This window comes from Agromyces sp. S2-1-8 (assembly GCF_021129215.1).
Classification (GTDB): domain Bacteria; phylum Actinomycetota; class Actinomycetes; order Actinomycetales; family Microbacteriaceae; genus Agromyces; species Agromyces chromiiresistens.
The window spans coordinates 2571708-2598081 of sequence record NZ_JAJOLP010000001.1; the positions used below are offsets into that span (position 1 = coordinate 2571708).

At 70.8% G+C, this 26374-nt stretch carries 24 protein-coding genes and 1 tRNA gene; 18 read left to right on the forward strand and 7 right to left on the reverse strand.

Annotated features, from left to right (window positions below; translation table 11 throughout):
• Positions 1 to 8 precede the first annotated feature (8 nt).
• From valS to LR269_RS11735, 5 genes are all read right to left on the reverse strand, one after another.
• On the reverse strand, positions 9 to 2591 hold the full coding sequence (gene valS, locus LR269_RS11715; protein WP_231430957.1) for a valine--tRNA ligase: 2583 nt from the start codon (positions 2589 to 2591) through the stop codon (positions 9 to 11).
• Between the two features lie 119 nt (positions 2592 to 2710).
• On the reverse strand, positions 2711 to 4483 hold the full coding sequence (gene nikE / locus LR269_RS11720; protein WP_231430958.1) for an ABC transporter ATP-binding protein: 1773 nt from the start codon (positions 4481 to 4483) through the stop codon (positions 2711 to 2713).
• Complete coding sequence (locus LR269_RS11725; protein WP_231430959.1) at positions 4480 to 5346, reverse strand: ABC transporter permease; 867 nt, start codon at positions 5344 to 5346, stop codon at positions 4480 to 4482. The genes nikE and LR269_RS11725 overlap by 4 nt, the downstream gene beginning before the upstream one ends.
• Positions 5343 to 6341: an ABC transporter permease gene (locus tag LR269_RS11730; protein WP_255679930.1), complete on the reverse strand. Its 999-nt coding sequence runs from the start codon at positions 6339 to 6341 to the stop codon at positions 5343 to 5345. The genes LR269_RS11725 and LR269_RS11730 overlap by 4 nt, the downstream gene beginning before the upstream one ends.
• A 4-nt stretch (positions 6342 to 6345) precedes the next feature.
• Entirely contained in the window at positions 6346 to 8004 is a 1659-nt protein-coding gene (locus LR269_RS11735; protein WP_231430960.1) for an ABC transporter substrate-binding protein, read from the reverse strand.
• A gap of 123 nt (positions 8005 to 8127) precedes the next feature.
• Between LR269_RS11735 and LR269_RS11740 the strand changes: the two genes are divergently transcribed.
• From LR269_RS11740 to ndk, 5 genes are all read left to right on the forward strand, one after another.
• Positions 8128 to 8544 carry a GntR family transcriptional regulator gene (locus LR269_RS11740; RefSeq protein WP_231430961.1) on the forward strand — a complete coding sequence of 139 codons (417 nt, stop codon included), beginning with the start codon at positions 8128 to 8130 and terminating at the stop codon, positions 8542 to 8544.
• 250 nt (positions 8545 to 8794) lie between these two features.
• Entirely contained in the window at positions 8795 to 12094 is a 3300-nt protein-coding gene (gene ileS, locus LR269_RS11745) for an isoleucine--tRNA ligase (protein WP_231430962.1), read from the forward strand.
• Complete coding sequence (locus LR269_RS11750; RefSeq protein ID WP_231430963.1) at positions 12091 to 13455, forward strand: folylpolyglutamate synthase/dihydrofolate synthase family protein; 1365 nt, start codon at positions 12091 to 12093, stop codon at positions 13453 to 13455. Before ileS ends, LR269_RS11750 begins: the two co-directional genes overlap by 4 nt.
• On the forward strand, positions 13452 to 13916 hold the full coding sequence (locus LR269_RS11755) for a DUF4233 domain-containing protein (RefSeq protein ID WP_231430964.1): 465 nt from the start codon (positions 13452 to 13454) through the stop codon (positions 13914 to 13916). The genes LR269_RS11750 and LR269_RS11755 overlap by 4 nt, the downstream gene beginning before the upstream one ends.
• Positions 13913 to 14335, forward strand: a complete 423-nt coding sequence (gene ndk, locus LR269_RS11760) for a nucleoside-diphosphate kinase (RefSeq protein WP_231430965.1) — start codon at positions 13913 to 13915, stop codon at positions 14333 to 14335. Before LR269_RS11755 ends, ndk begins: the two co-directional genes overlap by 4 nt.
• Positions 14336 to 14437: 102 nt before the next feature.
• On the opposite strand, the gene LR269_RS11765 is transcribed toward ndk, so the two are convergent.
• The gene (locus LR269_RS11765) at positions 14438 to 15058 is read right to left on the reverse strand and encodes a vitamin K epoxide reductase family protein (RefSeq protein ID WP_231430966.1); all 621 of its coding nucleotides are present in this window, start codon (positions 15056 to 15058) and stop codon (positions 14438 to 14440) included.
• A gap of 272 nt (positions 15059 to 15330) precedes the next feature.
• Here LR269_RS11765 and LR269_RS11770 point away from each other — a divergent pair, with 272 nt between their 5' ends.
• Positions 15331 to 17853, forward strand: coding sequence for an Rne/Rng family ribonuclease (locus tag LR269_RS11770; RefSeq protein ID WP_231430967.1), 2523 nt, complete (start codon positions 15331 to 15333; stop codon positions 17851 to 17853).
• On the opposite strand, the gene LR269_RS11775 is transcribed toward LR269_RS11770, so the two are convergent.
• Complete coding sequence (locus LR269_RS11775; protein WP_231430968.1) at positions 17845 to 18135, reverse strand: DUF4031 domain-containing protein; 291 nt, start codon at positions 18133 to 18135, stop codon at positions 17845 to 17847. The genes LR269_RS11770 and LR269_RS11775 overlap by 9 nt on opposite strands.
• Before the next feature lie 271 nt (positions 18136 to 18406).
• Between LR269_RS11775 and rplU the strand changes: the two genes are divergently transcribed.
• From rplU to LR269_RS11835, 12 genes are all read left to right on the forward strand, one after another.
• Entirely contained in the window at positions 18407 to 18715 is a 309-nt protein-coding gene (gene rplU / locus LR269_RS11780) for a 50S ribosomal protein L21 (RefSeq protein ID WP_231430969.1), read from the forward strand.
• A gap of 28 nt (positions 18716 to 18743) precedes the next feature.
• Positions 18744 to 19001 carry a 50S ribosomal protein L27 gene (gene rpmA / locus LR269_RS11785; RefSeq protein ID WP_056009138.1) on the forward strand — a complete coding sequence of 86 codons (258 nt, stop codon included), beginning with the start codon at positions 18744 to 18746 and terminating at the stop codon, positions 18999 to 19001.
• Positions 19002 to 19088: 87 nt separating this feature from the next.
• Complete coding sequence (obgE, locus tag LR269_RS11790) at positions 19089 to 20624, forward strand: GTPase ObgE (RefSeq protein WP_231430970.1); 1536 nt, start codon at positions 19089 to 19091, stop codon at positions 20622 to 20624.
• Positions 20621 to 21403 carry a glutamate 5-kinase gene (proB, locus tag LR269_RS11795; RefSeq protein WP_231430971.1) on the forward strand — a complete coding sequence of 261 codons (783 nt, stop codon included), beginning with the start codon at positions 20621 to 20623 and terminating at the stop codon, positions 21401 to 21403. Before obgE ends, proB begins: the two co-directional genes overlap by 4 nt.
• Positions 21404 to 21465: 62 nt before the next feature.
• Entirely contained in the window at positions 21466 to 22734 is a 1269-nt protein-coding gene (locus tag LR269_RS11800) for a glutamate-5-semialdehyde dehydrogenase (protein ID WP_231430972.1), read from the forward strand.
• Between the two features lie 70 nt (positions 22735 to 22804).
• Positions 22805 to 23029, forward strand: coding sequence for a hypothetical protein (locus LR269_RS11805; RefSeq protein ID WP_231430973.1), 225 nt, complete (start codon positions 22805 to 22807; stop codon positions 23027 to 23029).
• A gap of 16 nt (positions 23030 to 23045) precedes the next feature.
• A complete protein-coding gene (gene nadD / locus LR269_RS11810; RefSeq protein WP_275506952.1) occupies positions 23046 to 23645 on the forward strand; it encodes a nicotinate-nucleotide adenylyltransferase in 600 nt (199 codons plus the stop codon).
• Between the two features lie 218 nt (positions 23646 to 23863).
• Positions 23864 to 24874, forward strand: coding sequence for a hypothetical protein (locus LR269_RS11815; protein WP_231430975.1), 1011 nt, complete (start codon positions 23864 to 23866; stop codon positions 24872 to 24874).
• Positions 24875 to 24915: 41 nt separating this feature from the next.
• On the forward strand, positions 24916 to 25278 hold the full coding sequence (gene rsfS, locus LR269_RS11820) for a ribosome silencing factor (RefSeq protein ID WP_231430976.1): 363 nt from the start codon (positions 24916 to 24918) through the stop codon (positions 25276 to 25278).
• A gap of 116 nt (positions 25279 to 25394) precedes the next feature.
• Positions 25395 to 25470 (forward strand) — tRNA-Ala (locus LR269_RS11825).
• Positions 25471 to 25647: 177 nt separating this feature from the next.
• Positions 25648 to 25875, forward strand: coding sequence for an AlpA family transcriptional regulator (locus LR269_RS11830; RefSeq protein ID WP_231430977.1), 228 nt, complete (start codon positions 25648 to 25650; stop codon positions 25873 to 25875).
• A 60-nt stretch (positions 25876 to 25935) separates the two neighbouring features.
• The gene (locus tag LR269_RS11835; protein ID WP_231430978.1) at positions 25936 to 26367 is read left to right on the forward strand and encodes a hypothetical protein; all 432 of its coding nucleotides are present in this window, start codon (positions 25936 to 25938) and stop codon (positions 26365 to 26367) included.
• Positions 26368 to 26374 lie beyond the last annotated feature (7 nt).

The window sequence follows — 26374 nt, forward strand, 5'->3', positions numbered from 1 at the left end:
GGTTCCCCCTATTCGGACGGCGCCTCGAAGACGACGTCGCGGACGTCGAACTCGTCGGCCTCGGTGAAGGCGAGCTCGGCGATGCGCCCGACCGCGCGCAGGTCGGATGCCACGTGCTCGAGCAGCGCGGTCGTCGCGGCGGGCGCGGCGATCGTCGCGTGGGCGACGGGCGTCTTCTGCGAGGCCTTGACGTCGGTCTTCGCGCGCCGGATACCGGTGAGCGCGAGGCTCGCGAGCTCGAGCAGCTCGCCGCTCGCCTCACCGCGGGACGAGAGCTCGTCGGCGGTCGGCCAGGCGGCCCGGTGCACCGAGCCGTCGTGCGACCAGCTCCACGCCTCCTCGGTGGCGAACGGGATGACCGGGGCGAAGAGCCGCAGCAGCACGCCGAGCGCCGTCTTCAGCGCGGCGACGGCCGAGGCCTGCTCGGGGCTGGGCTCGCCGTACGCGCGCTCCTTGACGAGCTCGAGGTAGTCGTCGCAGAAGGTCCAGAAGAAGGTCTCCGCGACCTCGAGCGCACGAGCGTGGTCGTACGACTCGAGCGCGCGGGTGGCGCGGTCCACGACCGTGGCGAGCTCGGCGAGCATGCTGCGGTCGACGGGCACCGTCACCGGGGCGTCCGCCGAGCCCTCGAAGCCGAGGATGAACTTCGCGGCGTTGAGGACCTTGATCGCGAGCCGGCGCCCGATCTTCACCTGGGTCGGGTTCTGCGGGTCGAACGCGGCGTCGGTGCCGAGTCGGCTCGACGCGGCCCAGTAGCGCACGGCGTCGGAGCCGTGCTGCTCGAGCAGTCCGGCGGGCGTCACGACGTTGCCCTTCGACTTCGACATCTTCTTGCGGTCGGGATCGACGATGAAGCCCGAGATCGCCGCGTTCGCCCACGGCGCGACCCCGTGCTCGAGCTCGGCGCGCAGCGTCGTCGAGAAGAGCCAGGTGCGGATGATGTCCTGGCCCTGCGGGCGCAGCGAGTAGGGGAAGACGAGGCTCCAGAGCTCGGGATCGCGCTCCCAGCCGCCCGCGAGCTGCGGGGTGAGCGACGAGGTCGCCCACGTGTCCATCACGTCGTGCTCGCCGATGAAGCCGCCGGGCGCTCCGCGCTGCGCCTCGTCGTAGCCGGGCGCGGGTGCGGACGACGGGTCGACGGGCAGCAGGTCCTGGGTGGCGACGATCGGTTCGTCGAACACGGGGTCGCCCTGCGCGTCGAGCGGGTACCAGACGGGGATGGGCACGCCGAAGAAGCGCTGGCGCGAAACGAGCCAGTCGCCCGAGAGGCCGCCGACCCAGTTGTCGTAGCGCACGCGCATGAAGTCGGGGTGCCAGTCCATCTCGCGGCCGTGCGCGAGGAGTCGCTCGCGCAGCGCCTCGTCGCGCGCGCCGTTCTTGATGTACCACTGGCGCGTCGACACGATCTCGAGCGGCTTGTCGCCCTTCTCGAAGAACTTCACCGGATGGGTGATCGACTTCGGGTCGGCGAGCAGGTCGCCCGAGTCGCGCAACTGCTGCACGACCGCCTGCTTCGCGCTGAACGTGGTCTTGCCGGCGAGCTCGGCGTACGCCGAGCGCCCCGCCTCGGAGGTGATCGCCTCGGGCGCCTCGGCGATGACCCGGCCGTCGAATCCGATGATCGCGCGGTTGGGCAGGTCGAGCTCGCGCCACCAGACGACGTCGGTCACGTCGCCGAAGGTGCAGATCATGGCGATGCCGGTGCCCTTGTCCTTCTGGGCGAGGTGGTGCGCGACGACCGGCACCTCGACGCCGAACACCGGCGTCGTCACCGTCGTGCCGAAGAGGGGCTGGTAGCGCTCGTCGTCGGGATGTGCCACGAGCGCGACGCACGCGGGGATGAGCTCGGGCCGGCTCGTCTCGATCTCGACGATGCCGCCGTCGGGGCGGTGGAACGACACCCGGTGGTAGTGCCCAGGCTGCTCGCGGTCTTCGAGCTCGGCCTGGGCGACGGCGGTGCGGAAGGTCACGTCCCACAGCGTCGGCGCGAGCGCCTGATAGGCCTCGCCGCGCTCGACGTTGCGGACGAACGCGAGCTGCGAGGTGAACAGCGCCTCGTCGGCGATGGTGCGGTACGTCTGGGTCCAGTCGACCGAGAGGCCGAGCATGCGCCAGAGCGCCTCGAACTGCTGCTCGTCCTCGACGGTCAGTCGCTCGCAGAGCTCGATGAAGTTGCGGCGCGAGATCGGCACCTGGTCGGCGGCCTTCGTCGACTTGCCGTCGCCGCCCTCGAACGGCGGCACGAAGTCCTCGACGTAGGGGAGAGTCGGGTCGCAGCGCACGCCGTAGTAGTTCTGCACGCGGCGCTCGGTCGGCAGGCCGTTGTCGTCCCACCCCATCGGGTAGAACACGTGCTTGCCGCGCATGCGCTGGAAGCGGGCGACGACGTCGGTGTGGGTGTACGAGAAGACGTGGCCGATGTGCAGCGAACCCGAGGCCGTCGGCGGGGGAGTGTCGATCGAGTAGATGCACTCGCGCGTGGCCGATCCGCGGTCGAACCGGTAGGTGCCCTCACGCTCCCACGCGCCTCCCCAGACCGATTCGAGGCCTTCGAGAGCGGGCTTGTCGGGGATGCGCGAGGTGTCGGTCATGATGCTCCGGTTCGATATCTGCGGCACCGAGTCCGTGATGAGGTGCCTGAATGTGACGCTCAAGCCTAGCGGAGCGCACCGGGGAACGCCCCGTGAGGCGGGGCTGCGGCGCGGCGCGGTCAGTGCGCGAGGCGCGGTGCGTCGGCCAGCAGCCGCGCGGTGTAGGGATGCTCGGGCGCGACGAGCACCCGGTCGGCCGGCCCCTGTTCGACGATGGTGCCGGCCCGCATCACGGCGACGCGGTCGGCCATGTGGCCGACGACGCCGAGGTCGTGCGAGATGAAGAGCATCGCGAGCCCCTGTTCGCGTTGGAGCTCGTCGAGCAGGTCGAGGATCTGCGCCTGGATGGTCACGTCGAGTGCGGAGACCGGCTCGTCGCAGACGAGCAGATCGGGGCGAGCCGCGATCGCGCGAGCGATCGCCACGCGCTGCCGCTGGCCGCCCGAGAGCGTGAGCGGCTCGCGATGGGCGACACCGGAGGTGAGGCCGACCCGGTCGAGGAGCTCGGCGATGCGTCGGGCTCGGCCGGTGCGGACGGCGGTGCGGTCGGCGGTCGGGGATGCCGCGACGCCGTGCTGATCGGCATCGGAAGGCGCTTCCGCGTCGGCGTCGGCGTCGGCGAGGATGCGGCCGACGGTCCATCGAGGGTCGAACGAGCTCAGCGCGTCCTGGTAGATCGCCCCGACCCGCCGTCGCCGTGGTCGTCGTGCGCGCTCGTCGAGGGCCGACCACGGTTCGCCGTCGAAGGTGATCGTGCCGGTGTCGGGCGAAGTCAGCGCGAGCACCAGGCGCGCCAGCGTGGTCTTGCCCGATCCGGACTCGCCCACGAGCCCGACCGTCTCGCCCCGTGAGACGACGAGCGACACGTCGTCGACGGCGGCGAACCGCACTCGGCCGGGAAGGGTGAACGACTTGCCCACGCGATCGACGACGAGGAGCGGTGCGGCGCTCAGCGCCGCACCGCGGTGGTCGTCGCTCGGGGCGGCACCGACGACCGACGATCCGCGTGCCGGCTCGGTCGGACCGGTCGGCACGGCCGAGGTTCTCGGCTCGGTCGGATCGGATGCGGGCTTCGGGCCCGGTCCGCTGAGCGCGACACCGCGCGGCACGTCGGCGGGCACGGCGGCGATGAGCTGCCGCGTGTACGGGTCGCTCGGCGCACCGAGCACCGCGGCCGTCGCGCCCTGCTCGAGCACGCGCCCCTCGCGTATGACGAGCACGCGATCGGCGAGCCGCGACACCACCGCCAGGTCGTGGCTGATGAGCAGCAGCCCGGTGCCGCGATCGCGGATCGCAGCCAGCAGGTCGAGCACGCGCGCCTGCACCGTCGCGTCGAGCGCCGTCGTCGGCTCGTCCGCGATGAGCAGCGGTGGGTCGAGCGCCAGGGCCGAGGCGATGAGCGCGCGCTGGCGGAGTCCGCCCGAGAGCTCACCGGAGCGCCGGCGGGCGGCCGTGGCCGGGTCGGGCATGCCGACGGCGTCGAGGACCTCGCCCGCCCGGGCGCGGCGTTCGGCACGAGGCATCCGGTCGTGGATGCGCAGGGCGTCCTCGACCTCGCGGCCGACGGGGCGCAGCGGGTCGAGCGCGACGAGCGCATCCTGCAGCACGAGGCCCGCGGTGCGGCCGCGCACCGTGCGCCAGTCGCGTTCGGTCGCTCCGCGCAGGTCGCGGCCGTCGATGCGCAGGACGTCGGCGCGGACGCGGGCGCCGTCGCCGGCCATGCCGAGCAGGCTCCTGGCGGTGACCGACTTTCCCGAACCGGACTCGCCGACGAGGGCGACGCACTCGCCCGGCGCGATCGAGAGGCCGACGCCGTCGACGACGCGGGCGTCGCCGAAGTCGACCGAGAGGCCGTCGAGCTCGAGCACGGGACGGCGGGTCGTCGTGTTCATCGGACGCCCCGTTCCCGCCTGGCGAGCGCGCGGCCCAGCACCGTCGTCGCGATCGTCGTGCCGACGATCATGAGGCCGGGGAACACGGTCATCCACCACGCGGTGGCGAGGTAGGTGCGGCCGGCCGAGAGCATCGCGCCCCATTCGGCGGCCGGCGGTTCGGCGCCGAGTCCGAGGTAGCTGAGCGCCGCGGCCCAGACGATCGCCTGCCCGATGCCGAGCGTCGCGAGGACGACGAGCGGCAGGAGGGCGTTGGGCAGGATGTGCGCACCGAGGATGCGGGGCCTGGTGCGTCCGAGCACCGTGGCCGCCTCGACGTACGGCGCGGAGCGGATCGAGATCAGCTGACCGCGGATGATGCGTGCGTACCCGGGCGCCGTCGACAGGCCGACGGCGATCGTGGCGGTGACGGGCCCCGGCCCGGCGACGACGATGACGAGGAGGGCGAGGAGCAAGCCGGGGAACGCGAACAGCACCTCGACGAGCCGACCGACCCCGAAGTCGACGGCACGGCCGCCGAAGCTCGCCGCGACGCCCAGCACGAGCCCCAGCGCGAGCCCGATCGCAGTTGCGGCGACGCCGATCGCGAGCGAGGTCGCCGTACCCGCGATCACGCGGCTGTAGAGGTCGCGTCCAGATTCGTCGGTTCCGAACCAGTGCGCTGCCGACGGCGGCTGGAACGCGTCGGCCGGCGCGATCGCGTTCGGATCGTACGTCTCGAGCAGCCACGGGAAGCACGTGGCCACCAGCAGGAAGGCGACGAACGCCCCCGCGATGATCGTGCCGACTCGCGGGCGCCCGGTGGGCCGGGCCTCGGCCGCAGCAGCATCGACGGTCGCCTGCTGGAGTTCGAGATCGCTCATCGCGCCTCCCCGGCGAGGCGCGGATCCGCGACGCGCATCGCGAGATCCGTCACGACGGTCATGACGACGTAGACGAGCGCGACGAGCAGTACGACGCCGGTCACGACCGGGATGTCGCGGAGCGTCACCGCCTGCAGGAGGGTTCGGCCGAGCCCGGGCATCGCGAAGATCGTCTCCACGACGACGGCGCCCGAGAGCAGCCATCCGAGCGCCCAGCCCGACAGGCTGATGCCGGGCAGTGCGGCGTGGCGCAGCGTGTGCCGGAACCGCACGCCGAGCGCGCTCTCGCCGCGGGCGCGGGCCGAGACGACGAACGGCTGCCGCATCGCGTCGAGGAGGCTCTCGCGCATGACCTGGGCGAGGAAGCCGGCGAGGGGCACGGCGAGGGTCGCGACCGGGAGGATCAGGCCGACCGGCGTGCCGGTCGCGACGGGGGGCAGCCAGCCGAGTCCGGAGCTGAAGACCGCGATGAGCACGGCGGCGAGGAAGAAGTGCGGCAAGGCCGCGGCGAAGAGCTCGATGCCCTGTCCGACGGCCGTGGCGATGCGCCCCCGGCCGGTCGACCAGAGCGACAGCGCCAGCGCGAGCACCCACGCGAGCGCGAGCGAGCAGACGGCGAGCAGCATCGTGCCGCCGACCTGGGCACCGAGAAGCTCGGCGACCGGCACCTTGAGCGCGTACGAGGTGCCGAGGTCGCCGGTGACGAGGCGGCCCAGCATCGCGAGGTACTGCGCCAGGAGCGGCTGGTCGAGCCCGTAGTCGAGGCGCACCTGGTCGAGGGCCTCCTGCGAGGCCTGCGAACCGGGCCCGCCGAGGATCGCCTGCGCCGGATCGCCCGGGATCAGGCGGATGGCGAAGAAGGTGAGGGTCGCGACCGCCCACATGACGAACACCGCCCCGCCGACGAGCAGCGCGACGTGGCGCACGGCCGGTCCGCCGCCGCGGGCGGCCGGGGGGCCGGTCGACGACGGGGATGACCCGCCGTCGACCGGCATCGTGTCAGTCGGCGATCCAGGCGTCATAGAAGGTGGGCGTCGACACGGTCGGCAGTGCACGCGCTCCGTGCACCGAGTTCGCCACGAGGAAGCTGTTCTGCTGGTCGTAGAGCGGCAGCAGGTAGTGCCCGCCGAGGATGAGCGCCTGGGCCCGTTCGTACAGGTCGGCCCGCTCGGCGGCGTCGCTCGTGGACGCGGCGTCCGTCAGCAGGGCATCGATCTCGGGGTCGTTCACCTGCGCCAGGTTCGCGAAGTAGCCGCTCGGCGCCGGCGTGATGCTGTCGGAGTGGTACAGGATGCGCAGCACGTCGGGGCCGACCTTCGTGTACGGCGCGCTCACGATCTCGTACTCGTGGGCGAAGAGCGCCCCGTACCAGCTCGACAGGTCGAGCAGGGAGATCTGCACGTCGAACCCGGCCTCCTTCGCCGTCGCCTGCACCTGCTCGAAGAGCGACTGCTCCGCGGGCACGGACTGGTTCGTGCTCACGGGGAACCGGACCACGAGGCGCTCGCCCTCCTTCACGCGGGTGCCGTCGTCGTCGCGCTCGGCCCAGCCGGCCTCGTCGAGCAGCGCGTTCGCGCGGTCGAGGTCGGTCTCGAACAGGTCGGGGTCGGAATAGGCGAGCGCCTCCGCCGAGGAGAGCGGCGAGTACGACCGCTCGGCGGTGCCGAAGTAGAGCGAGTCGATGCCGTCGTTGACGTCGACGGCGGCGATGAACGCCTCGCGGACCCGCTCGTCGTCGAAGGGCGCCTGGCCGGAGTTGAGCTCGATGCGGTTCGATGCGCCGGGGCGGGGCGCGTCGATCCATGTCGGGTCGCCCGACTTCTCCGCAGCCGCCGCCGTGTCGGGCTGCGGGTTGTCGATGACGTCGACCTGGCCGGCCTGCAGCGCGGCGTAGCGCGAGGCGGCGTCGGGGATGAACCGCCAGTCGATCGCCTCGAGGTACGCGGCCCCCTCGTGCCGGGCGTCGGCGGGAGGCGAGACGTAGTCGTCGTTGCGCACGAGCGAGATGCGCTCCTGCTTCTCCCAGCCGTCGACCACGAACGGGCCGGTGCCGATGGGCGCTTGGCAGTTCTCATCCATGCCCCGGGCGAGGCCGGCCGGCGACTCGATCGCGAGCCAGGGCTGCGAGAGCGATTCGAGCAGGGCGCTGTCGGGCGCCGTCAGCACGAATCGGGCGACCTCGGGGGAGACGACCTCGACCCGGTCGACCTTGCCGAGCGCGAGGTAGCCGGTCGACGACTGGGTCGCCGGGTCCTTCAGGTGCTCGACGTTCGCCTTCACGGCTTCGGCGTCGAACGGCGTGCCGTCGGTGAACTCCACGTCGTCGCGGAGCGTGAACTCCCAGGTCAGCCCGTCGTCGGAGGCCTGCCACGACTCGGCGAGCCAGGGGATGATCTCGCCCGACTCGTCGAGCGAGACGAGCGACTCGAGGAACTGGGTCGCGACGAGGGCCTGCGGGTAGTTGCCGCCGACGTGCGGGTCGAGGCACGTCGGTTCGGCGTCGCCGGAGGCGTACCGCAGCGTGCCGCCGGCGACCGGCTCGTCGGAGGCGTCGGGTTCGGCCGCCTGGCAGCCGGCGAGCGCGACGGCGCCGACGAGTGCCGCGACGGCCAGGCCGAATGTGCGGGGGCGGCGGAGGGGGTGGAGTGCAGCGTGCATCGAGTCCTCGAAGGGGAGATGGGATGTGAGCGGGACGACGCCGGCCCTGGGCCATCCTGACACCGCGTTTCGGCCACGACAAGCAACTTGTTCGCATTGCAATAGAATAATTAGGATGTTTCGGTGCTGATCAGACTCGACGCCGCATCACCGACCCCACTGGCCGATCAGCTCGCGTCCGCGCTCAGGTCGTCGATCATCGACGGTCGGCTCACCGGCGGCGAGCGTCTGCCGGCGGCGCGCACGCTCGCGTCGGAGCTCGGGCTCAACGTGCACACGGTGCTGCGCGCCTACCACCGGCTCCGCGACGAGCAGCTCATCGAGGTGCACCGCGGACGGGGCGCGGTCGTCGCGGTGCGCATCGGCGGGCACGCGGCGCTCGCGGGCGCCGTGCACGACCTCGTCGAGGAGGCCCGCGAGCACGGGCTGCCCGAGGCGGCGCTGCTCGAACTCGTCCGCGCGGCCTACCGCTCGGCCCCGCAGATCGGCGTCGTGCGCCCGATGCGTCCCGCGGGCCCGCCGTCGACACGGTATTCTTGAGGCCAACGACGTCGATCCGGCCATCACCGGGGAGTCTTCGGAAGAACGCGGTCGTCGTTCGCTGAGCCTGTCGAAGCGAGCGCCGAGCGTCAGTAGAACCGAACGGGGCGGCCCGTCACAGCCGGCAATGAGGGGTGAATCGGTGCCCGAGCCTGTCGAAGGGCCGATTCGCAAACGAGGTGGTACCGCGGTGGCGGCTCGATCGAGCGGCCGGCGTCCTCGTGAAGCATCCGTCCCACAAGGAGCGAGCGTGTACCCCCGCACCCCAGACGACCACGGTGTCGCCCCCTCACCCGACTTCCCCGCCGTCGAGCGCGAGGTGCTCGCCTTCTGGAAGGCCGACGGCACCTTCCAGGCCTCCATCGCCCAGCGCGAAGGCGCCCCCGAGTGGGTCTTCTACGACGGCCCCCCGTTCGCGAACGGCCTGCCGCACTACGGCCACCTCCTGACCGGCTACGCGAAGGACCTCTTCCCGCGCTTCCAGACGATGCGCGGCCACCAGGTGCACCGCCGCTTCGGCTGGGACACGCACGGCCTGCCCGCCGAGCTCGAGGCGGAGCGCCAGCTCGGCATCACCGACAAGAGCGAGATCGAGGAGATGGGCATCGCGGCGTTCAACCGCGCGGCCCGCGAGTCGGTGCTGCGCTACACGAAGGAGTGGGAGGAGTACGTCACCCGCCAGGCCCGCTGGGTCGACTTCGAGCACGACTACAAGACCCTCGATGTCACGTTCATGGAGAGCGTGATCTGGGCGTTCAAGACCCTCTACGACAAGGGTCTCGCGTACGAGGGATACCGGGTGCTGCCCTACTGCTGGCGCGACCAGACCCCGCTGTCGAATCACGAGCTGCGCATGGACGACGACGTCTACAAGATGCGCCAGGACCAGACGGTGACGGTCACCTTCCCGCTCACCGGCGCGAAGGCCGAGTCGCTCGGGCTCACCGCGGTCCGGGCGCTCGCGTGGACGACCACGCCCTGGACGCTGCCGACGAACTTCGCGCTCGCCGTCGGGCCCGACATCGAGTACGCGGTCGTGCCCGCCGGCCCCAACGGCACGCCCGACGCGACCGTTCTCCGCGAGCAGGCCGAGGGAACCGAGGCCCCCGAGGTGCTCGGCGGCGAGTACCTGCTCGCCGTCGACCTCGTCGGCGGCTACGCGAAGGAGCTCGGCTACGATTCCGCCGACGACGCCCGTGCGGCCGTTTCGCGCACGGTGCGCGGTGCCGACCTCGATGGCGTCACGTACGACCGCCTCTTCGACTACTACGCCGACGTCGAGGCGTACGGGCTGCAGAATGCCTGGCGCATCCTCGTCGCCGACTACGTCACGACGGAAGACGGCACGGGCATCGTGCACCAGGCACCTGCCTACGGTGAGGAGGACCAGAAGATCGGCGAAGCCGCAGGCATCCCGGTCGTCATCTCGCTCGACGAGGGCGGCAAGTTCCTGCCCGCCGTCACCGACGTCGCCGGGATGCTCTGGAGCGACGCGAACAAGCCGCTCACGCAGCTCCTGAAGGCCGAGGGGCGTCTGCTCCGCCAGGCGAGCTACGAACACTCGTACCCGCACTGCTGGCGGTGCCGCAACCCGCTCATCTACAAGGCCGTCTCGAGCTGGTTCATCAAGGTGCCCGAGTTCAAGGGCCGCATGGGCGAGCTCAACCAGGACATCAACTGGGTTCCCGACAACGTGAAGGACGGCCAGTTCGGCAAGTGGGTCGCGGGCGCTCGCGACTGGTCGATCAGCCGCAACCGCTACTGGGGCTCACCGATCCCGGTGTGGAAGAGCGACGACCCCGAGCACCCGCGCATCGACGTCTACGGCTCGCTCGAAGAGCTCGAGCGCGACTTCGGGCGGCTTCCGGTCGGTCCCGACGGCAAGCCCGACCTGCACCGTCCCTACATCGACGAGCTCACCCGGCCGAACCCCGACGACCCGACCGGGCGGTCGACGATGCGACGCATCACCGACATCTTCGACGTCTGGTTCGACTCGGGCTCGATGCCGTTCGCGCAGGTGCACTACCCGTTCGAGAACCGGGAGTGGTTCGACACGCACAACCCGGCCGACTTCATCGTCGAGTACATCGGGCAGACGCGCGGCTGGTTCTATGTCATGCACGTGCTCTCGACCGCGCTCTTCGACCGCCGGGCGTTCTCGAACGTCGTGAGCCACGGCATCGTGCTCGGTAGCGACGGGCAGAAGATGTCGAAGTCGCTGCGCAACTACCCCGACGTCTCGGAGGTGTTCGATCGCGACGGCTCCGACGCCATGCGCTGGTTCCTCATGTCGAGCTCGGTGCTGCGCGGCGGCAACCTCATCGTCACCGAGGAGGGCATCCGCGAGGGCGTCCGCCAGCTGATGCTGCCGCTCTGGAGCACCTGGTACTTCTTCTCCCTCTACGCCAACACGGCGAAGGACGGCGGGTACGAGGCATCCCGATCGACGACGTCCACCGACGTGCTCGACCGGTACCTGCTCGCGAAGCTGCGCGACCTCGTCGAAGCGGTCACGGCCGACCTCGACGACTTCGACTCGCCGCTCGCCGCGCAGAAGCTGCGCGACTTCGGCGACGTGCTCACGAACTGGTACGTGCGCCGCTCGCGCGACCGGTTCTGGCAGGGCGTGGCCGACGACGGCTCGGGCCGTGAGGCGTTCGACACCCTCCACACCGTGCTCGAGACGCTCACGCGCCTCGCAGCGCCGTTGCTGCCGCTCGTGAGCGAGAAGATCTGGCGCGGCCTCACCGGCGGACGCAGCGTGCACCTGACCGACTGGCCAGAGGCGAGCGAGTTCCCGGCCGACCCGGCGCTCGTCGCCGCGATGGACGCGGTGCGCGAGATCAGCTCCACCTCGCTCGCGCTGCGCAAGCAGGCCGGGCGCCGGGTGCGGCTTCCGCTCGCCCGGCTCACGGTCGTCGGTGCGGATGCCTCGGCCCTCTCGCCGTTCGAGGCCATCCTGCGCGACGAGCTCAACGTGAAGAACGTCGACCTGGTGCAGCTCGACGAACGGAGTGCCGAGACGTACGGCGTGACCAAGCGCCTCACGGTGAACGCACGCGCCGCGGGTCCCCGCCTCGGCAAGCAGGTGCAGCAGGCGATCCAGGCCGCGCGCTCGGGCGACTGGTCGCTCGACGGCGAGACCGTCGTCGCAGCCGGCATCGCCCTCGAGCCGCACGAGTACGACCTCGTGCTCGAAGCCGGATCGGGCGACGGCGAGCGCGCCCTCGGCCTGCTCGCCGACGGGGGCTTCGTGATCCTCGACACCACCACGACGCCCGAGCTCGAGGCCGAGGGCCTCGCGCGCGACGTCGTGCGAGCCGTGCAGGAGGCCCGCAAGGCCGCCGGCCTCGAGGTCGGCGACCGGATCGCCCTCACCCTCACGCTCGACCCCGTCGGCGCGCGCGCCGCCGAGACCCACCGCGAGCTCATCGCGGGCGAGACCCTCGCGACCTCGCTCGAGGTGCTCGCCTCGGCCGACCTCGACGGCGAGGCCAAGGCCGTCGGCGACGACTCGCGACTGACCATCGGATTGGAGCCCGCATGACCGGCCCCGACGACCTCGAGGCGCGCGACGCCGCCGACGCGGTGCACGCGTCGCTCATCGCGCGCGTCGGCGAGGGCGCACCGCGCCCCCGGCTCGAGCCCACCCGGCGCACCGTCGAGCTGCTCGGCGACCCGCACCGGTCGGCGCCCGTGATCCACATCACCGGGACCAACGGCAAGACGTCGACGAGTCGCATGATCGAGAGCCTGCTGCGCGCATCCGGCCTGCGCACGGGCCTGCTCACGAGCCCGCACCTCGTGCGGTTCACCGAGCGCATCCGCATCGACGGCGAGTCGATCACCGACGAGGCGGTCGCCCGCAACTGGGAGGAGATCCTCCCGTTCATCGCGATCGTCGACGCCGAGCTCGAACAGGCGGGGGAGCAGCCGCTCACCTACTTCGAGGCGCTCACGGTGCTCGCGTTCGCATGTTTCGCCGACGCGCCCGTCGACGTCGTGGTGCTCGAGGTGGGCATGGGCGGAGAGTGGGACTCCACGAACGTCGCAGACGGCCAGGTCGCGGTCTTCACCCCGATCGCGCTCGACCACCAGGCACGGCTCGGCTCGACCGTCGAGGCGATCGCGCGCACCAAGTCGGGCATCATCAAGCCTGCCGCGTCGGTCGTGACCGCGCGACAGTCCGACGAGGCGCTGCGCGTGCTCGAGGACGCCGCCGAGCTCACCGAGTCGACCCTCGCGGTCGAGGACGACGCCTTCGCGGTGATCTCGACCGCGGTCGCGATCGGCGGCCAGCTCGTGTCGATCCGCGGGCTCGCGGGGGAGTACCGCGATGTGCTGCTGCCCATGTTCGGAGCCCACCAGGCCGAGAACGCGGCCGTCGCGGTCGCCGCGGTCGAGGCTTTCATCGGCGGCGGTTCGATGCGGCTCGCCGACGAGGTCGTCGAGCGAGGCCTCGGCGAGGCGACCTCGCCCGGGCGCCTGCAGGTCGTCGGCACCGAGCCCACGATCATCGTGGATGCCGCGCACAACCCGCACGGCGCCCGCTCGCTCGTCACCGCCCTCGACGAGGTCTTCGACTTCGACGAGATCGCGGTCGTGTTCGGTGTCGTCGACGACAAGGACGCCGCCGGGATCGCCGGTGAACTCGCCGCGATCTCGGGGCCGTTCATCGTGACCTCACCCGATTCGGAGCGGGCGCTGCCGGCCGACGTGCTCGGCCCGATCGTCGCCGCTCGCGCAGGCGACCGGGTGGTCGTCGTCGACCGGCTCGAGGACGCGCTCGAGCAGGCCCGCGGCTGGGCGGCGGCCGGGCCGAAGCGCGCCGTGCTCGTCACCGGGTCGATCGTGCTCGTCGGCGAGGCGATGGCGTACGCCGAGGACCACGAGTGGGGGAGCGCATGAGCGGCGACGACGTGCAGGGCTTCGACGAGGTGGAGGGCTCCGAGCCCGACGCCTCGGCCGCGCCCGCCCGGCCGCCGCGCTCGATCCGCCAGAGCCTCGGCGCGATCGTGCTCGGCTTCGAGACGATCGTGGTCTTCCTCGCCGCGCTCGTCGTCTGGGGCCTCGCACAGGGCGATGCCGCACTGGGCGTCGAGTCGGCCCTGCCGCCGTGGGTGGCCCTCGTCGCGGGCGGCGTCATCATTCTCGGCCTGATCGCGACGATCGGACTGCTCCGCTTCGACTGGGCGTACACGCTCGGCTGGGTGCTGCAGGTGCTCATCGTCGCCTCGGGCTTCATCAACCCGGCGATGTTCGTCGTCGGGGCGCTCTTCGGCGGCATGTGGTGGTACTGCATGGTCGCCGGGAGCCGGATCGACCGACAGCGCGCGGAATTCACCGCGCCGGGGAAGGAACAGCAATGACCACTGCGATCGAAGAGACCCTCGTGCTCGTGAAGCCCGACGGTGTCGCGCGCAACCTGACCGGCGAGATCCTGCGCCGCATCGAGGCGAAGGGCTACTCGCTCGTCGACATCCGTCTCGTGCAGGCCGACCGCGAACTGCTCGCGAAGCACTACGCCGAGCACGAGGGCAAGCCGTTCTACGAGCCGCTCGTCGAGTTCATGGAGTCGGGTCCGGTCGTCGCGATCCGCGTCGCCGGCAACCGGGTCATCGAGGGCTTCCGCGTGCTCGCGGGCACGACCGACCCGACGACCGCCGCGCCAGGCACGATCCGCGGGGACTTCGGCCGCGACTGGGGGCTCAAGGTGCAGCAGAACCTCGTGCACGGTTCCGACTCGCCCGAGTCGGCCGAGCGCGAGCTCGCGCTCTGGTTCGCCTGAGGTTTCGTCGTTCGAGGAGCGGGCGACGCCGGAGCACGCGTATCGAGACCGCCACGCGTGGTCTCGATACGCTCCTTCGTCGCTCCTCGACCGGCCGGATGCTCAGAGATTCTGCAGGTCGATCATGACGCGGGGGATCGCGTTCATCTGAGCCTGGGCGAGCACGATCACGATGGCGTAGCAGACCACCGTGATGAGCGGTACCCACTTCAGCCACGCCCCGGCGAGCCGGCGAACGCGTGCCGAGCCCGGAATATGCCCTTCGCGCAGGTTGTACAGCGTGACCGCCCAGAAGGTCGGGATGGTGACCGCCCACGTGAGCATGCACCAGGGGCAGAGCACGTCGAGCACGTAGATGCTCTGGTAGATGAGCCAGCCGACGAACGCGAGCGCGCCGGCCACGCCGACGTTGAAGCCCACCCAGAACCAGCGGGCGAACGTCGCGCCGGCGAGGATCGCGACGGCGATCGTGATGACGACCGGCCACGCCATGAGCCCGACGAACGGGTTGGGGAAGCCGAACACGGAGCCCTGCCACGACGCGAGGTTCGTGCTGCATCCCACGAGCACGCCCACGTTGCAGTTCGGTACATGACTCGGATCCTCGAGGGTGAGCACCTTCTCGACCGAGAGTTCGAACGCGGCGAGCAGCCCGAGGGCGCCGGCGATGAGCAGGAAGATCGCGAGGGCGAGCGGCCGACGGCGCTCGAGGGTGTCGGGCATGCTCGGATTATGGCACGCCGATTCCCCACGTCGCTGTCAGAGCATGCGATAATCGAGGGAGTCGTCCGGGCCGCGCCCGGCACGGCGCCAATGAAGGCTTTGAGGGTGCGATGCATCCGAGTGGGCGGGAGAAACCCGCAAGACGTGGCGATCACGGCAACCGCCGATCGCAGAATTGATGGTTCAGCGGCACTGCGCGAAGCGCGGGGCCGCTCCAGAGGAGTACGGATCCACGGCGCGGCCGAGGCATCCGGTGTAGGAGTGCACCAGAGATGGTGGAAGGCAACGAGAAGAACAGCAACGAACCCGATTCGCGCGGTGGCGCCCCGAAGCGGCGAGGCGGCCTGTTCGGCGCCCGGCGGTCGCGTCGGGTCACGACGGAGCCGGTCGCCGAGCAGGTGACGGCCGAGGCCGCCCCCGACCTCGACGGCGCGACCGAGGCGGCGTCGAGCACGGTTGCGTCGACCGAGTCCGCGGTCCCCGCCGAGGCCGAGCAGACGGCCGGCCTCGAGGCGACCGACGCCGCGGCACCGGTCGTCGAGGAGCCCGCGGCCGAGGCGTCCCCGTCCGAGCCCGCAGCGTCGCCGATCCCCGCGACGCTCACGACGACGTCGCTCATCTTCCACGCGCCGCCCGTGTTCGAGGTGCCCGAACGCGACGAGCCGCAGACGGAGGACGGCTCGAGCGTCCGCCGTCGTACCCGTCGCCGTTCGGGCGAAGAGGGCCGGCCGACCGGCGACGAGCCCGCGAACACCGTCGTCAAGGTGCGCAAGCCCCGCGAGCCCGAACTCATCACCGAGCCCCAGAAGGTCAAGGGCTCCACCCGGCTCGAGGCGAAGAAGCAGCGTCGCCGCGACGGCCGCGACGCCGGCCGCCGTCGCGCGGTCATCACCGAGGCCGAGTTCCTCGCCCGCCGCGAGTCGGTCGACCGCTCGATGGTCGTCCGCGAGAAGGGCGGCCGCATCCAGATCGGCGTCCTGGAGGACGGCGTGCTCGTCGAGCACTACGTCGCCCGCAACCAGGACGCATCCCTCATCGGGAATGTGTACCTCGGTCGGGTGCAGAACGTGCTGCCCAGCATGGAGGCCGCCTTCGTCGACATCGGCCGAGGCCGCAACGCCGTGCTCTACTCGGGCGAGGTCGACTGGGAGGCGGCCGCCGAGAACGGCGAGAAGAACCAGCCGCGTCGCATCGAGCTCGCGCTCAAGCCCGGCGACCGCGTGCTCGTCCAGGTCACGAAGGACCCGGTGGGCCACAAGGGCGCCCGCCTGACGAGCCAGGTGTCGCTGCCGGGCCGCTATCTCGTCTACGTGCCGAACGGCTCGATGAACGGCATCAGCCGCAAGCTCCCCGACACCGAGCGCGCGCGCCTCAAGAAGATCCTGAAAGAGGTGCTGCCCGAGAACCAGGGCGTCATCGTGCGCACCGCGGCCGAGGGTGCCACCGAAGAGCAGCTCACCCTCGATGTCAATCGCTTGATCGCCCAGTGGGCCGACATCCAGCAGACGCTCGAGAAGGTGCAGGCGCCCGCGCTCCTGCACTCCGAGCCCGACCTGCTCATCAAGATCGTCCGCGATGTCTTCAACGAGGACTTCCAGAAGCTCATCATCGAGGGCGACGCCGCGCGCCAGACGATCGAGCGGTACCTGCGCGCCGTCGCACCCGACCTGCTCGAGCGCGTCGAGGCGTACGCGGGCGACCGCGATTCGTTCGACGAGTTCCGCATCAGCGAGCAGATCGAGAAGGCGCTCGACCGCAAGGTCTGGCTGCCGTCGGGCGGCTCGCTCATCATCGACCGCACCGAGGCGATGACCGTCGTCGACGTCAACACCGGCAAGTTCGTCGGCTCGGGTGGAAACCTCGAAGAGACGGTCACGAAGAACAACCTCGAGGCGGCTGAAGAGATCGTCCGCCAGCTGCGCCTGCGCGACATCGGCGGCATCATCGTCGTCGACTTCATCGACATGGTGCTCGAGTCGAACCGCGACCTCGTGCTCCGACGCCTCGTGGAGTGCCTCTCGCGCGACCGCACGAAGCACCAGGTCGCCGAGGTCACCTCGCTCGGGCTCGTGCAGATGACTCGGAAGAAGCTCGGCCTCGGACTCCTCGAGTCGTTCAGCGAGCCGTGCGAGGTGTGCGCCGGCCGCGGCATCATCGTGCACCACGAGCCGATCCTGAAGCACCGCGCTCCGCAGCAGCCCGAGCGTCGTCGCAACCGGGGCGGGGGCGGCCAGTCGCAGCCGCAGCCGGCTGCGACGACCACAGCGCCGCACGCCGGCACGCATGCGATCACCGACGACGCGAAGCACGCGCTCGCCCAGATCGCGGCGTCGACGATTCCGCACACCGACGCGAAGGACGAGGAGTCCGTCGCGGAGGTTCTCGCCGAGGCTCCCTCGACGGCGCAGCCGGCCGCCGACGTCCCGACCGGTCGTCGGCGCGGCCGCCACCGTCGCGTCTCGCAGGAGGCCGGTCGGCCCGACACGGAGGCCGCGACGACGTCGGTCGCCGAGTCGGCGCCGACGACCCCGGCGACCGACGAGGCCGAGCCGGTGCTCCCGATCATCGACCTGCCCGTTCCGGCCGCCGATCGCAAGCGCCCGGTGCCGACCGCCGAGGCCGAGGTGCTCCTCGACTCGGTGCTCGACGCGCTGCCCGCGCCCAAGAAGGCGGGGGAGGGCCGGGCGCGCAGCCGCCGGGTCTCGACCGCGGCGCTCAGCACGGGCGGCTCGATCCCCGTGATCACCCGGCGTGACGGAGACGTCGACGCCGAGGCATCCGACGGCTCAGAATGACGTGCGGCCCGCGCGGTCGCGTCGCTCGCGCGGCGTGACCCGCAGGCCGCTCCCGCGCAGGCGACGTACGAGTTCGCGCGGGCTCACCGGCTCGGCTCCGGCCGCCACGAGCTCGTCGTACCGCTCGACGGGCACGTCGTAGTGGTCGAGGTCGAACGCACGCGGCGGCAGGTCGACCCGGTGGGCGAACGCCTGCAGCTCCTCGATCGACTCGTCGCTCACGAGGTGCGCCCATACCGTGCCGTGCTTCGGCCAGAGCGGCGTGTCGATGAGGACGGTCATGAGGGGATGCTACGCGCAACGCCGCGCGACGCGCCGTCGGCGCGCGTTTGACCCCCTCCGGGTCATCCGGTAAACTCGACCGTTGGTGCCGCTGCTTATCCCAGTGCGCGCCACTTCGCGGTTCACTCCGCAAGCAGGTCATTCTGCACGCAGGACAACCCGCACAGTGTTTTCTCGCAGTCACCACCCTTCTTCCCGCTGGGGCGACCGCGCAGTGACAATCCCTTCAGGCAGACGGGGCCGAGAGGCCCCCCAGAGATAGGTACGAGTAGTGGTTTACGCAGTAGTGCGCGCCGGCGGTCGGCAGGAGAAGGTCGAAGTCGGCACCATCGTGACGATGGACCGCATCAAGGCTGACAAGGACGGCAACGTCCAGCTCACCCCGGTGCTCCTCGTCGACGGTGACAAGATCACCTCCGACGCCAAGTCGCTCGCGAAGGTCACCGTCACGGCCGAGGTCCTGGGCGACCTCCGCGGCCCGAAGATCGTGATCCAGAAGTTCAAGAACAAGACCGGCTACAAGAAGCGCCAGGGCCACCGCCAGGAGCTCACGCGCGTCAAGGTCACCGGCATCAAGTAACCGCCGCGGCGTCCAAGGAGAATCAGACATGGCACACAAAAAGGGAGCGAGCTCCACTCGCAACGGTCGTGACTCGAACGCGCAGCGCCTCGGCGTGAAGCGCTTCGGCGGCCAGGTCGTCGGCGCCGGCGAGATCATCGTCCGCCAGCGCGGCACCCACTTCCACCCGGGTGCGGGCGTCGGTCGCGGTGGCGACGACACCCTGTTCGCGCTCGAGGCCGGCGCGGTGCAGTTCGGCAACAAGGGCGGCCGCAAGGTCGTCAACATCGTGGCGGTCGGCGAATAGCCGACCGACGACGGTCTTCGTGAGGGCGGGCTTCGGCTCGCCCTCACGCGTTTCATCACCCGGTTCAACGCTCAGGAGGGGTTCGGCATGGTCAGCTTCGTCGACGAGGTGACGCTGTATCTGCGCGCCGGACATGGCGGTAACGGCTGCGTCTCGGTACGCCGTGAGAAGTTCAAGCCGCTCGCCGGCCCCGATGGCGGCAACGGCGGGCACGGCGGCGACATCGTGCTCGTCGCCGACCCGCAGGTGACGACGCTGCTCGCGTACCACGGTCGTCCGCACCGCTCGTCGGCGAACGGGCAGCCCGGCCAGGGCGACAACCGATCGGGTGCCGCCGGCGAGGACCTCGAGCTGCCGGTGCCCGTCGGCACCGTGGTGAAGGACGAGGAGGGCAACGAACTCGCCGACCTCGCCGAGCCCGGTCTCCGCTTCGTCGCGGCAGCCGGCGGCCTCGGCGGCCTGGGCAACGCGGCACTCGCGAGCACGAAGCGCAAGGCACCCGGCTTCGCCCTGCTCGGCACGGACGGCGACGAGCACGAGATCCGCCTCGAGCTGAAGACCATCGCCGACGTCGCCCTCGTCGGCTTCCCGAGCGCCGGCAAGTCGAGCCTCATCGCAGCCCTCTCGGCCGCTCGTCCGAAGATCGCCGACTACCCGTTCACGACGCTGCATCCGAACCTCGGGGTCGTGCAGGCGGGCGATCACCGCTTCACCGTCGCCGACGTGCCCGGGCTCATCGAGGGCGCGAGCGAGGGCAAGGGACTCGGGCTCGAGTTCCTGCGGCATGTCGAGCGGTGCGCGGCGCTCCTGCACGTGATCGACTGCGCGACCCTCGAGCCGGGTCGCGACCCGATCAGCGACCTCGACGTGATCCTCGCCGAGCTCGCCGCGTACCCGGTGCCCGAGGGCCAGATCCCGCTGCTCGAGCGGCCGCAGCTCGTCGCCCTCAACAAGGTCGACGTGCCCGAGGCCCGCGAGCTGGCCGACTTCGTGCGGCCCGAACTCGAGACGCGGGGTTACCGGGTGTTCGAGATCTCGACGGTGAGTCACGAGGGGCTCCGCCAGCTCGGGTTCGCCCTCGGCGAGCTCGTGGACCGCGCCCGTGCCGAGGCCGCGGCCGCACCCGAGCCCGAGCGCATCGTCATGCGTCCCAGGGCGGTCGACGAGGTCGGATTCACGGTTCGCGCCGAGGGCGGCAGCTACGGCACCATCTACCGGATCCTCGGCAAGAAGCCCGAGCGCTGGGTGCAGCAGACCGACTTCGCGAACGACGAGGCCGTGGGCTTCCTCGCCGACCGGCTTGCGAAGCTGGGCGTCGAGGACGAGCTCGTGCGCGCCGGCGCCGTGGCCGGTTCGACCGTCGTCATCGGAAAGGGCCAGGGCGTCGTCTTCGACTGGGAGCCGACGCTCACCTCGACCGCCGAACTCATCACCTCGCCGCGCGGCACCGACGTGCGACTCGACGAGAGCCGTCGTGCGACGCGCGCCGAGCGCAAGAGCGACTACCACGAGCGCATGGACGCGAAGGCCGAGGCCCGCGCCGAGCTCGAACGCGAACGCGAAGCCGGCATCTGGGGCGACGAGGGCGACGGCGAGGTCGGCCCCGACGGGGGCGATCGATGACCCTCCGTTCCCATGCAGACATCCCGACCGCGCGTCGGGTCGTCGTGAAGGTCGGCTCGTCGTCGATCAGCGGCGAGAACACCGGGCAGATCGCCCCCCTCGTGGAGGCGCTCGCCGCGGCGCACGCCCGGGGGACCGAGGTCGTGCTCGTGTCGTCGGGCGCGATCGCGACCGGCATGCCCTACCTGCGACTCGACTCGCGGCCGAGCGACCTCGCGACCCAGCAGGCGGCGGCCTCCGTCGGCCAGAACCTGCTCATGGTGCGCTATCAGGACGCGCTCGACCGCTACGACATCGTGGCGGGTCAGGTGCTGCTCACCGCGGGCGACCTCGAGAACGACACGCCGCGCGTGAATGCCCAGCGGGCGATCGATCGGCTGCTGGCACTGCGCATCATGCCGATCGTGAATGAGAACGACACCGTCGCCACGCACGAGATCCGGTTCGGCGACAACGACCGGCTCGCCGCGCTCGTGGCCGAGCTGATCGGTGCCGACCTGCTCGTGCTCCTCTCCGATGTCGACGCCCTGTACACGAAGCCGCCGCACCTGCCGGGTGCGGAGCGCATCGACCGGGTCGCGTTCGGCGACGGACTCGAGGGCGTCGAGATCGGCTCGATCGGCCGCGCGGGCGTCGGCACCGGCGGCGCCGAGACGAAGGTCTCGGCCGCGCGCGTCGCCGCCGAGGCGGGTGCTGCCGTGCTCATCACGGCGACCCCGCTCGTCGCCGAGGCGCTCTCGGGCGCCGACGTCGGCACGTGGTTCGAACCAGCCCGCTGACCGTCCGCATGCGGCCCCGTCATACGACGCCCCGCTCGCCTCGCCTCGCCTAGGCTGGGACCATGGCGATTCCCGACCTCGATCCCGACGTGCTCGACGAGCGGCTCGCCGCCGCGAAGACCGCTTCGCTTCGGCTCGCCCGGGCCTCGACTGCCGAGAAGGACGCCGCCCTCGCCGAGGTCGCCGGGATCCTGCGCGAGCGCGCCGCCGACATCGTCGCGGCCAACGCCCTCGACCTCGCGGCCGGTCGCGAGGAGGGCCTCTCGACGGGCTTGCTCGACCGGCTCGCCCTCGACGTTCGCCGGGTGAACGCCCTCGCCGACGCGGTGCTCGAGGTGATCGCACTGACCGATCCGATCGGCGAGACGGTCAGCGGCCGATCGCTGCCGAGCGGCGTGCGCATCGACCAGGTGCGGGTGCCCCTCGGCGTCGTCGGCGCGATCTACGAGGCCAGGCCGAACGTGACGATCGACATCGCGGTGCTCGCGCTCAAGAGCGGCAACGCCGTCGTGCTGCGCGGCGGCAGCGCGGCCGAGCAGACGAACGCGGTGCTCGTCGAGGTGCTGCGCGCCGCGCTCGAGCGCACCGGCCTCCCGGGCGACGCCGTGCAGACGGTCGACGACTTCGGGCGCGTCGGCGCACGGCACCTCATGCAGGCACGCGAATACGTCGACGTGCTGATCCCGCGGGGGAGCGCCGGGCTCATCCGCGCCGTCGTCGACGAGGCGCGCGTGCCCGTCATCGAGACGGGCGCGGGTGTCGTGCACATGTTCCTCGACGAGAGCGCGCCCGAGTCGTGGGCCGTCGAGCTCGTGCACAACGCGAAGGTGCAGCGGCCGAGCGTCTGCAACGCGCTCGAGACCCTGCTCGTCCACCGCGACGCCGCCGAGCGGCTCCTGCCCGCCGTCATCGACCGCCTCGAGGCATCCGGGGTGACCGTGCACGCCGACGAACGCGTGCGGGCGATCCGGCCCGAGACGGTGCCGGTGACCGACGACGACTGGGCGACCGAGCACATGAGTCTCGACCTCTCGGTCGGTGTCGTCGACTCCCTCGACGACGCACTCGCCCACATCCGCCGGTACTCGACGAAGCACACCGAGGCCATCGTGACGAACGACCTCGGCAACGCCGAGCGCTTCCTCAACGAGGTCGACGCCGCGGCCGTGATGGTGAACGCCTCCACGCGCTTCACCGACGGCGCGGAGTTCGGCTTCGGCGCCGAGGTCGGCATCTCGACGCAGAAGCTCCACGCACGCGGCCCGATGGGCCTGCCGCAGCTCACGAGCACGAAGTGGATCGTGCGCGGCGCAGGCCACGTGCGCGCCTGAGCGCGCCGCACCGCTCGACCTCGCTAGACTGGCGGGAGCGTTACCCGCAGGATTCGAAAGGAACGGCCGAATGAGCCTCACCACCGCAGCGTTGACCGGAACGGTGCTCACCGAGACGGTGCACGCGCGAGAGCTGCCGGTCGAGTCCTGGGTGTACGGGCTCATCGCCCTCATCATCTTCGCCATCCTCGGGTTCGTCGCCGCGTCGTACCGCGACGTCGCCAACCGCCATCGCGCCAAGGCCGAGGCGTACGCCGCCCGTCACTCGGGCGACGCGCACGGGCACGGTCACTGAGGCGAGTGGTCGCCCGGTGACGGTGCCGGGCCGCCGATCCCGCGTCGGGATCATGGGCGGCACGTTCGATCCGATCCACCACGGCCACCTCGTGGCCGCGAGCGAGGTCGCGCAGTCGCACGACCTCGACGAGGTGATCTTCGTGCCGACCGGCCAGCCGAGCTACAAGACGGTCGTGACCCCGGCGGAGCACCGCTACCTCATGACCGTCATCGCCACCGCGTCGAACCCCCGCTTCACGGTGAGCCGGGTCGACATCGACCGGCAGAAGGCGACGTTCACGATCGACACCCTCCGCGACATCCGTCGCGAGCGACCCGACGCCGACCTGTTCTTCATCACCGGCGCCGATGCCATCGCCCAGATCCTCTCGTGGAAGGACGTCGACGAGCTCTGGGAGCTGGCCCACTTCGTTGCTGTGAGTCGCCCGGGACATGTCCTGAGCGTTTCGGGTTTGCCGGAGCAAGACGTAAGCTTGCTTGAAGTTCCGGCTCTGGCGATTTCGTCGACCGATTGCCGGAGCAGGGTGCGCCGGGGTTTCCCGGTGTGGTACTTGGTCCCCGATGGGGTCGTCCAGTACATCTCCAAGCACCATCTCTACCGGAGTGTCGAATGACGTCGTCGAACGAACCGCCGCTCACGCGCCGTGAGTTGCGGGAACGAGAGCGCCTGCGCGAACAGCAGGCAGCTTCGACGACCCCCGACGCTCCTGCACAGCCGTTCGCCGCACCGCAGCCGCCCCCCGCTGTACCCCAGGCGCCGATTCCCGCACCGCAGCCGGCGGTCGCACCGGCATCCGCACCGCAGCCGGTGAATCCTCAGTTCGCGGCTCCCGTGGCCGCCGCCGCCCAGGCCGCGCCGAGCCCGAGCTACGCCCCGCCTCGTCCGGCGGGCGGATTCGATGCGGTCATCGCCGCACCGCAGGCGCCGACCCCGACGCAACTGCCGCAGCAGAGCCCGTTCGCGCCGCGTCCGAGCGCTCCCGTTCCGGCGCACCCCGCCGTACCGCCCCAGCCGCAGGCTCCTGCGCAGCAGCAGGCGGCGCCGATGCCAGCGGTTCCGGCGCCGGCGATTCCCGTGCCGGCCGAGCCCGCCCAGGCGGCCGTGCCCGCCCCCGGGCAGACGCCCGAGCGCACCCTGACGCGACGCGAGCTCCGCGCGATGCTCGAGGGCACCGCGCTCGACGACTTCGACGACGAGTTCGACGACGCCGCGCCGCCTGCTGCCGCAGCGCCGGTCGCGTCGGCCGCACCCCAGATCGTGAACCCGCAGACCGGGCAGCCGTTCGCCGCTCCCGCATCCGCCGCGCCGCGGCCGCAGCCGGCCCCGACGCAGCTGCCTGCCGCCCAGCCCGCTGCGCCGGCAGCACCGGCCCACTGGACCTCGCAGCTCAACGTGCCCGACGACCAGCCGTCCGGCCCGTTCGACCAGCTCCTCTCGCGCGGTTCGCTGAGTCACGGCGTGCCCACGACGACGAACGCGCTCATCCTGCCGTCCCTGCCCGACCAGGGCGCCTTCGGCGACACGCTCGCGCAGACCGGCGAAGTCATGGCGACCGGCTCGATCGACCTTCCCCGCAGCTACGGCGCGACCGGCGTGCACCCGAGCCAGATCGACTCGTCCGACGTCGACCGGCTGTTCGACAGCATCGAGGAGGTCGGCACCGGCGTCGCGCCGGTGGCTGCGACGAGCGCCATCAGCACGCAAGGCGCGGCGCGCACGATGATGGCCCCGCCGAAGAAGGAGGGCATGAACGTGCCCCTCGTGCTCGCAGTGACCGCCGGAGTACTCGCACTCGGCGTCGTCGGCACCCTCGTCATCGGCGCCATGTCGGGCCTGTTCTGATCCCCGGCGCCAACGCCGACCGTCTACCCGGAAGTGAGCGAATGACCGCATCCTCTGAAGCCCTCGACTCCCTGGCCCGTGCGGTGCGCGCGGCCGACGCGAAGGGCGGCGAAGATCTGGTCGCATTGGATGTCTCGGGGCCGCTCCCGTTCGCCGACGTGTTCCTGCTCGTCACCGGCAACTCCGAGCGCAACGTGGTGGCGATCGCCGACGCCATCGAAGAGGTCCTCGGCCGTGCCAGTCGCCGCGAGGGCCACGACGCGGGCCGTTGGGTGCTGCTCGACTTCGGTGACCTCGTCGTGCACGTGTTCCACCGCGAGGAGCGCATGTACTACGGTCTCGAACGCCTCTGGAACGACTGCCCGGCGCTTCCCGTCGAGCCGCTGCTCACGGCGAAATCCTGATCGCGGCGCGAATCGCCCGGGGTGCACCGCTCGATTTCGCACGGCGGCATCGCCTGGTGTAAGCTCGTCTCGTTGCCCGCGAGAGCGGGAAGCACCGAAACGGGTTCATCCCGAACGGGTCTGTGGCGCAGCTGGTAGCGCACCTGCATGGCATGCAGGGGGTCAGGGGTTCGAGTCCCCTCAGATCCACCAAGAACCCCTGACGAATCGCAAGATTTGTCAGGGGTTTTCTCGTTGAACAGGGCGAGAAGAGGGTCGTTGGGGCCTTTTTGGGGCCTTTTTCGATTCGGGGGACTGGCTTCCACAGGATTCCACATGTGAAGTCCCCGGACAGCAAGCATTTCGGCGTGATGCGCACTCCCGAGGAGTATGACCACATCAACCGATCACACCGTTCCGGCGGCCCGGTTCGTCGACGAGCTCGGGGATTATCTGAGCGTCGACGAACTGGCGCAGTACTTGCAACTGTCCAAAGAGACGATCTACCACTGGCGTCTCGAAGGAACCGGCCCGAAGGCCACCAAGCTCGGCAAGCATCTGCGATACAGCCGCGAGAACGTTCAGGCCTGGTTGCAGGTCCGAACGGACCGACGGTGACGATGGTGATGGCTTCCTACCCTGCGAATACAGACGGTGAGCATGATGCCACGCAGAAGAATGGAACCCGGCTCACGCGGGGAGATCACGTACCATGACCTGCCCGACGGTCGAGTTCGTGGCACCGTCGTCTTCCGTCGCATCGATGGGAGCTACGGCAAGGTCCGCACCCGCGCGACATCTCGGGCGCGAGCACGTCGCACGCTGGTCGCAGCGGTCGGCGATGAGTACGAAGCGGCCTACGGGGCGAATGACGGTCTCACGCCGGAGTCGCTCTTCATCGAGCTCACGCACGAGTACATGCAGCACGTCGCGTTCACCGGGGTACAGCGAGACACGACACGGCACGAGAACTCCCGCCTGATTGAGAAGAAGATCGCACCGCTGATGGGATCGCTCGCCCTACGGGAGGTCAAGGCGAGCACAGTTCTCCGGTCTACAAGGCAAACCATCGGCGCACGCCTCGACAAGCCGACACATGCAAGGCGCTGATCAGCCA

Coding starts and splice junctions, on each gene's coding strand:
- proB (WP_231430971.1), top strand. CDS start 20,621: ATGACCCTCCGTTCCCATGCAGACATCCCGACCGCGCGTCGGGTCGTC.
- LR269_RS11805 (WP_231430973.1), top strand. CDS start 22,805: ATGAGCCTCACCACCGCAGCGTTGACCGGAACGGTGCTCACCGAGACG.
- LR269_RS11735 (WP_231430960.1), bottom strand. CDS start 8,004: ATGCACGCTGCACTCCACCCCCTCCGCCGCCCCCGCACATTCGGCCTG.
- LR269_RS11835 (WP_231430978.1), top strand. CDS start 25,936: ATGGAACCCGGCTCACGCGGGGAGATCACGTACCATGACCTGCCCGAC.
- valS (WP_231430957.1), bottom strand. CDS start 2,591: ATGACCGACACCTCGCGCATCCCCGACAAGCCCGCTCTCGAAGGCCTC.
- LR269_RS11775 (WP_231430968.1), bottom strand. CDS start 18,135: ATGACCGTCCTCATCGACACGCCGCTCTGGCCGAAGCACGGCACGGTA.
- LR269_RS11730 (WP_255679930.1), bottom strand. CDS start 6,341: ATGCCGGTCGACGGCGGGTCATCCCCGTCGTCGACCGGCCCCCCGGCC.
- LR269_RS11830 (WP_231430977.1), top strand. CDS start 25,648: ATGACCACATCAACCGATCACACCGTTCCGGCGGCCCGGTTCGTCGAC.
- ndk (WP_231430965.1), top strand. CDS start 13,913: ATGACCACTGCGATCGAAGAGACCCTCGTGCTCGTGAAGCCCGACGGT.
- LR269_RS11800 (WP_231430972.1), top strand. CDS start 21,466: ATGGCGATTCCCGACCTCGATCCCGACGTGCTCGACGAGCGGCTCGCC.
- rpmA (WP_056009138.1), top strand. CDS start 18,744: ATGGCACACAAAAAGGGAGCGAGCTCCACTCGCAACGGTCGTGACTCG.
- rsfS (WP_231430976.1), top strand. CDS start 24,916: ATGACCGCATCCTCTGAAGCCCTCGACTCCCTGGCCCGTGCGGTGCGC.
- LR269_RS11770 (WP_231430967.1), top strand. CDS start 15,331: ATGGTGGAAGGCAACGAGAAGAACAGCAACGAACCCGATTCGCGCGGT.
- LR269_RS11750 (WP_231430963.1), top strand. CDS start 12,091: ATGACCGGCCCCGACGACCTCGAGGCGCGCGACGCCGCCGACGCGGTG.
- nikE (WP_231430958.1), bottom strand. CDS start 4,483: ATGAACACGACGACCCGCCGTCCCGTGCTCGAGCTCGACGGCCTCTCG.
- LR269_RS11765 (WP_231430966.1), bottom strand. CDS start 15,058: ATGCCCGACACCCTCGAGCGCCGTCGGCCGCTCGCCCTCGCGATCTTC.
- LR269_RS11755 (WP_231430964.1), top strand. CDS start 13,452: ATGAGCGGCGACGACGTGCAGGGCTTCGACGAGGTGGAGGGCTCCGAG.
- obgE (WP_231430970.1), top strand. CDS start 19,089: ATGGTCAGCTTCGTCGACGAGGTGACGCTGTATCTGCGCGCCGGACAT.
- LR269_RS11725 (WP_231430959.1), bottom strand. CDS start 5,346: ATGAGCGATCTCGAACTCCAGCAGGCGACCGTCGATGCTGCTGCGGCC.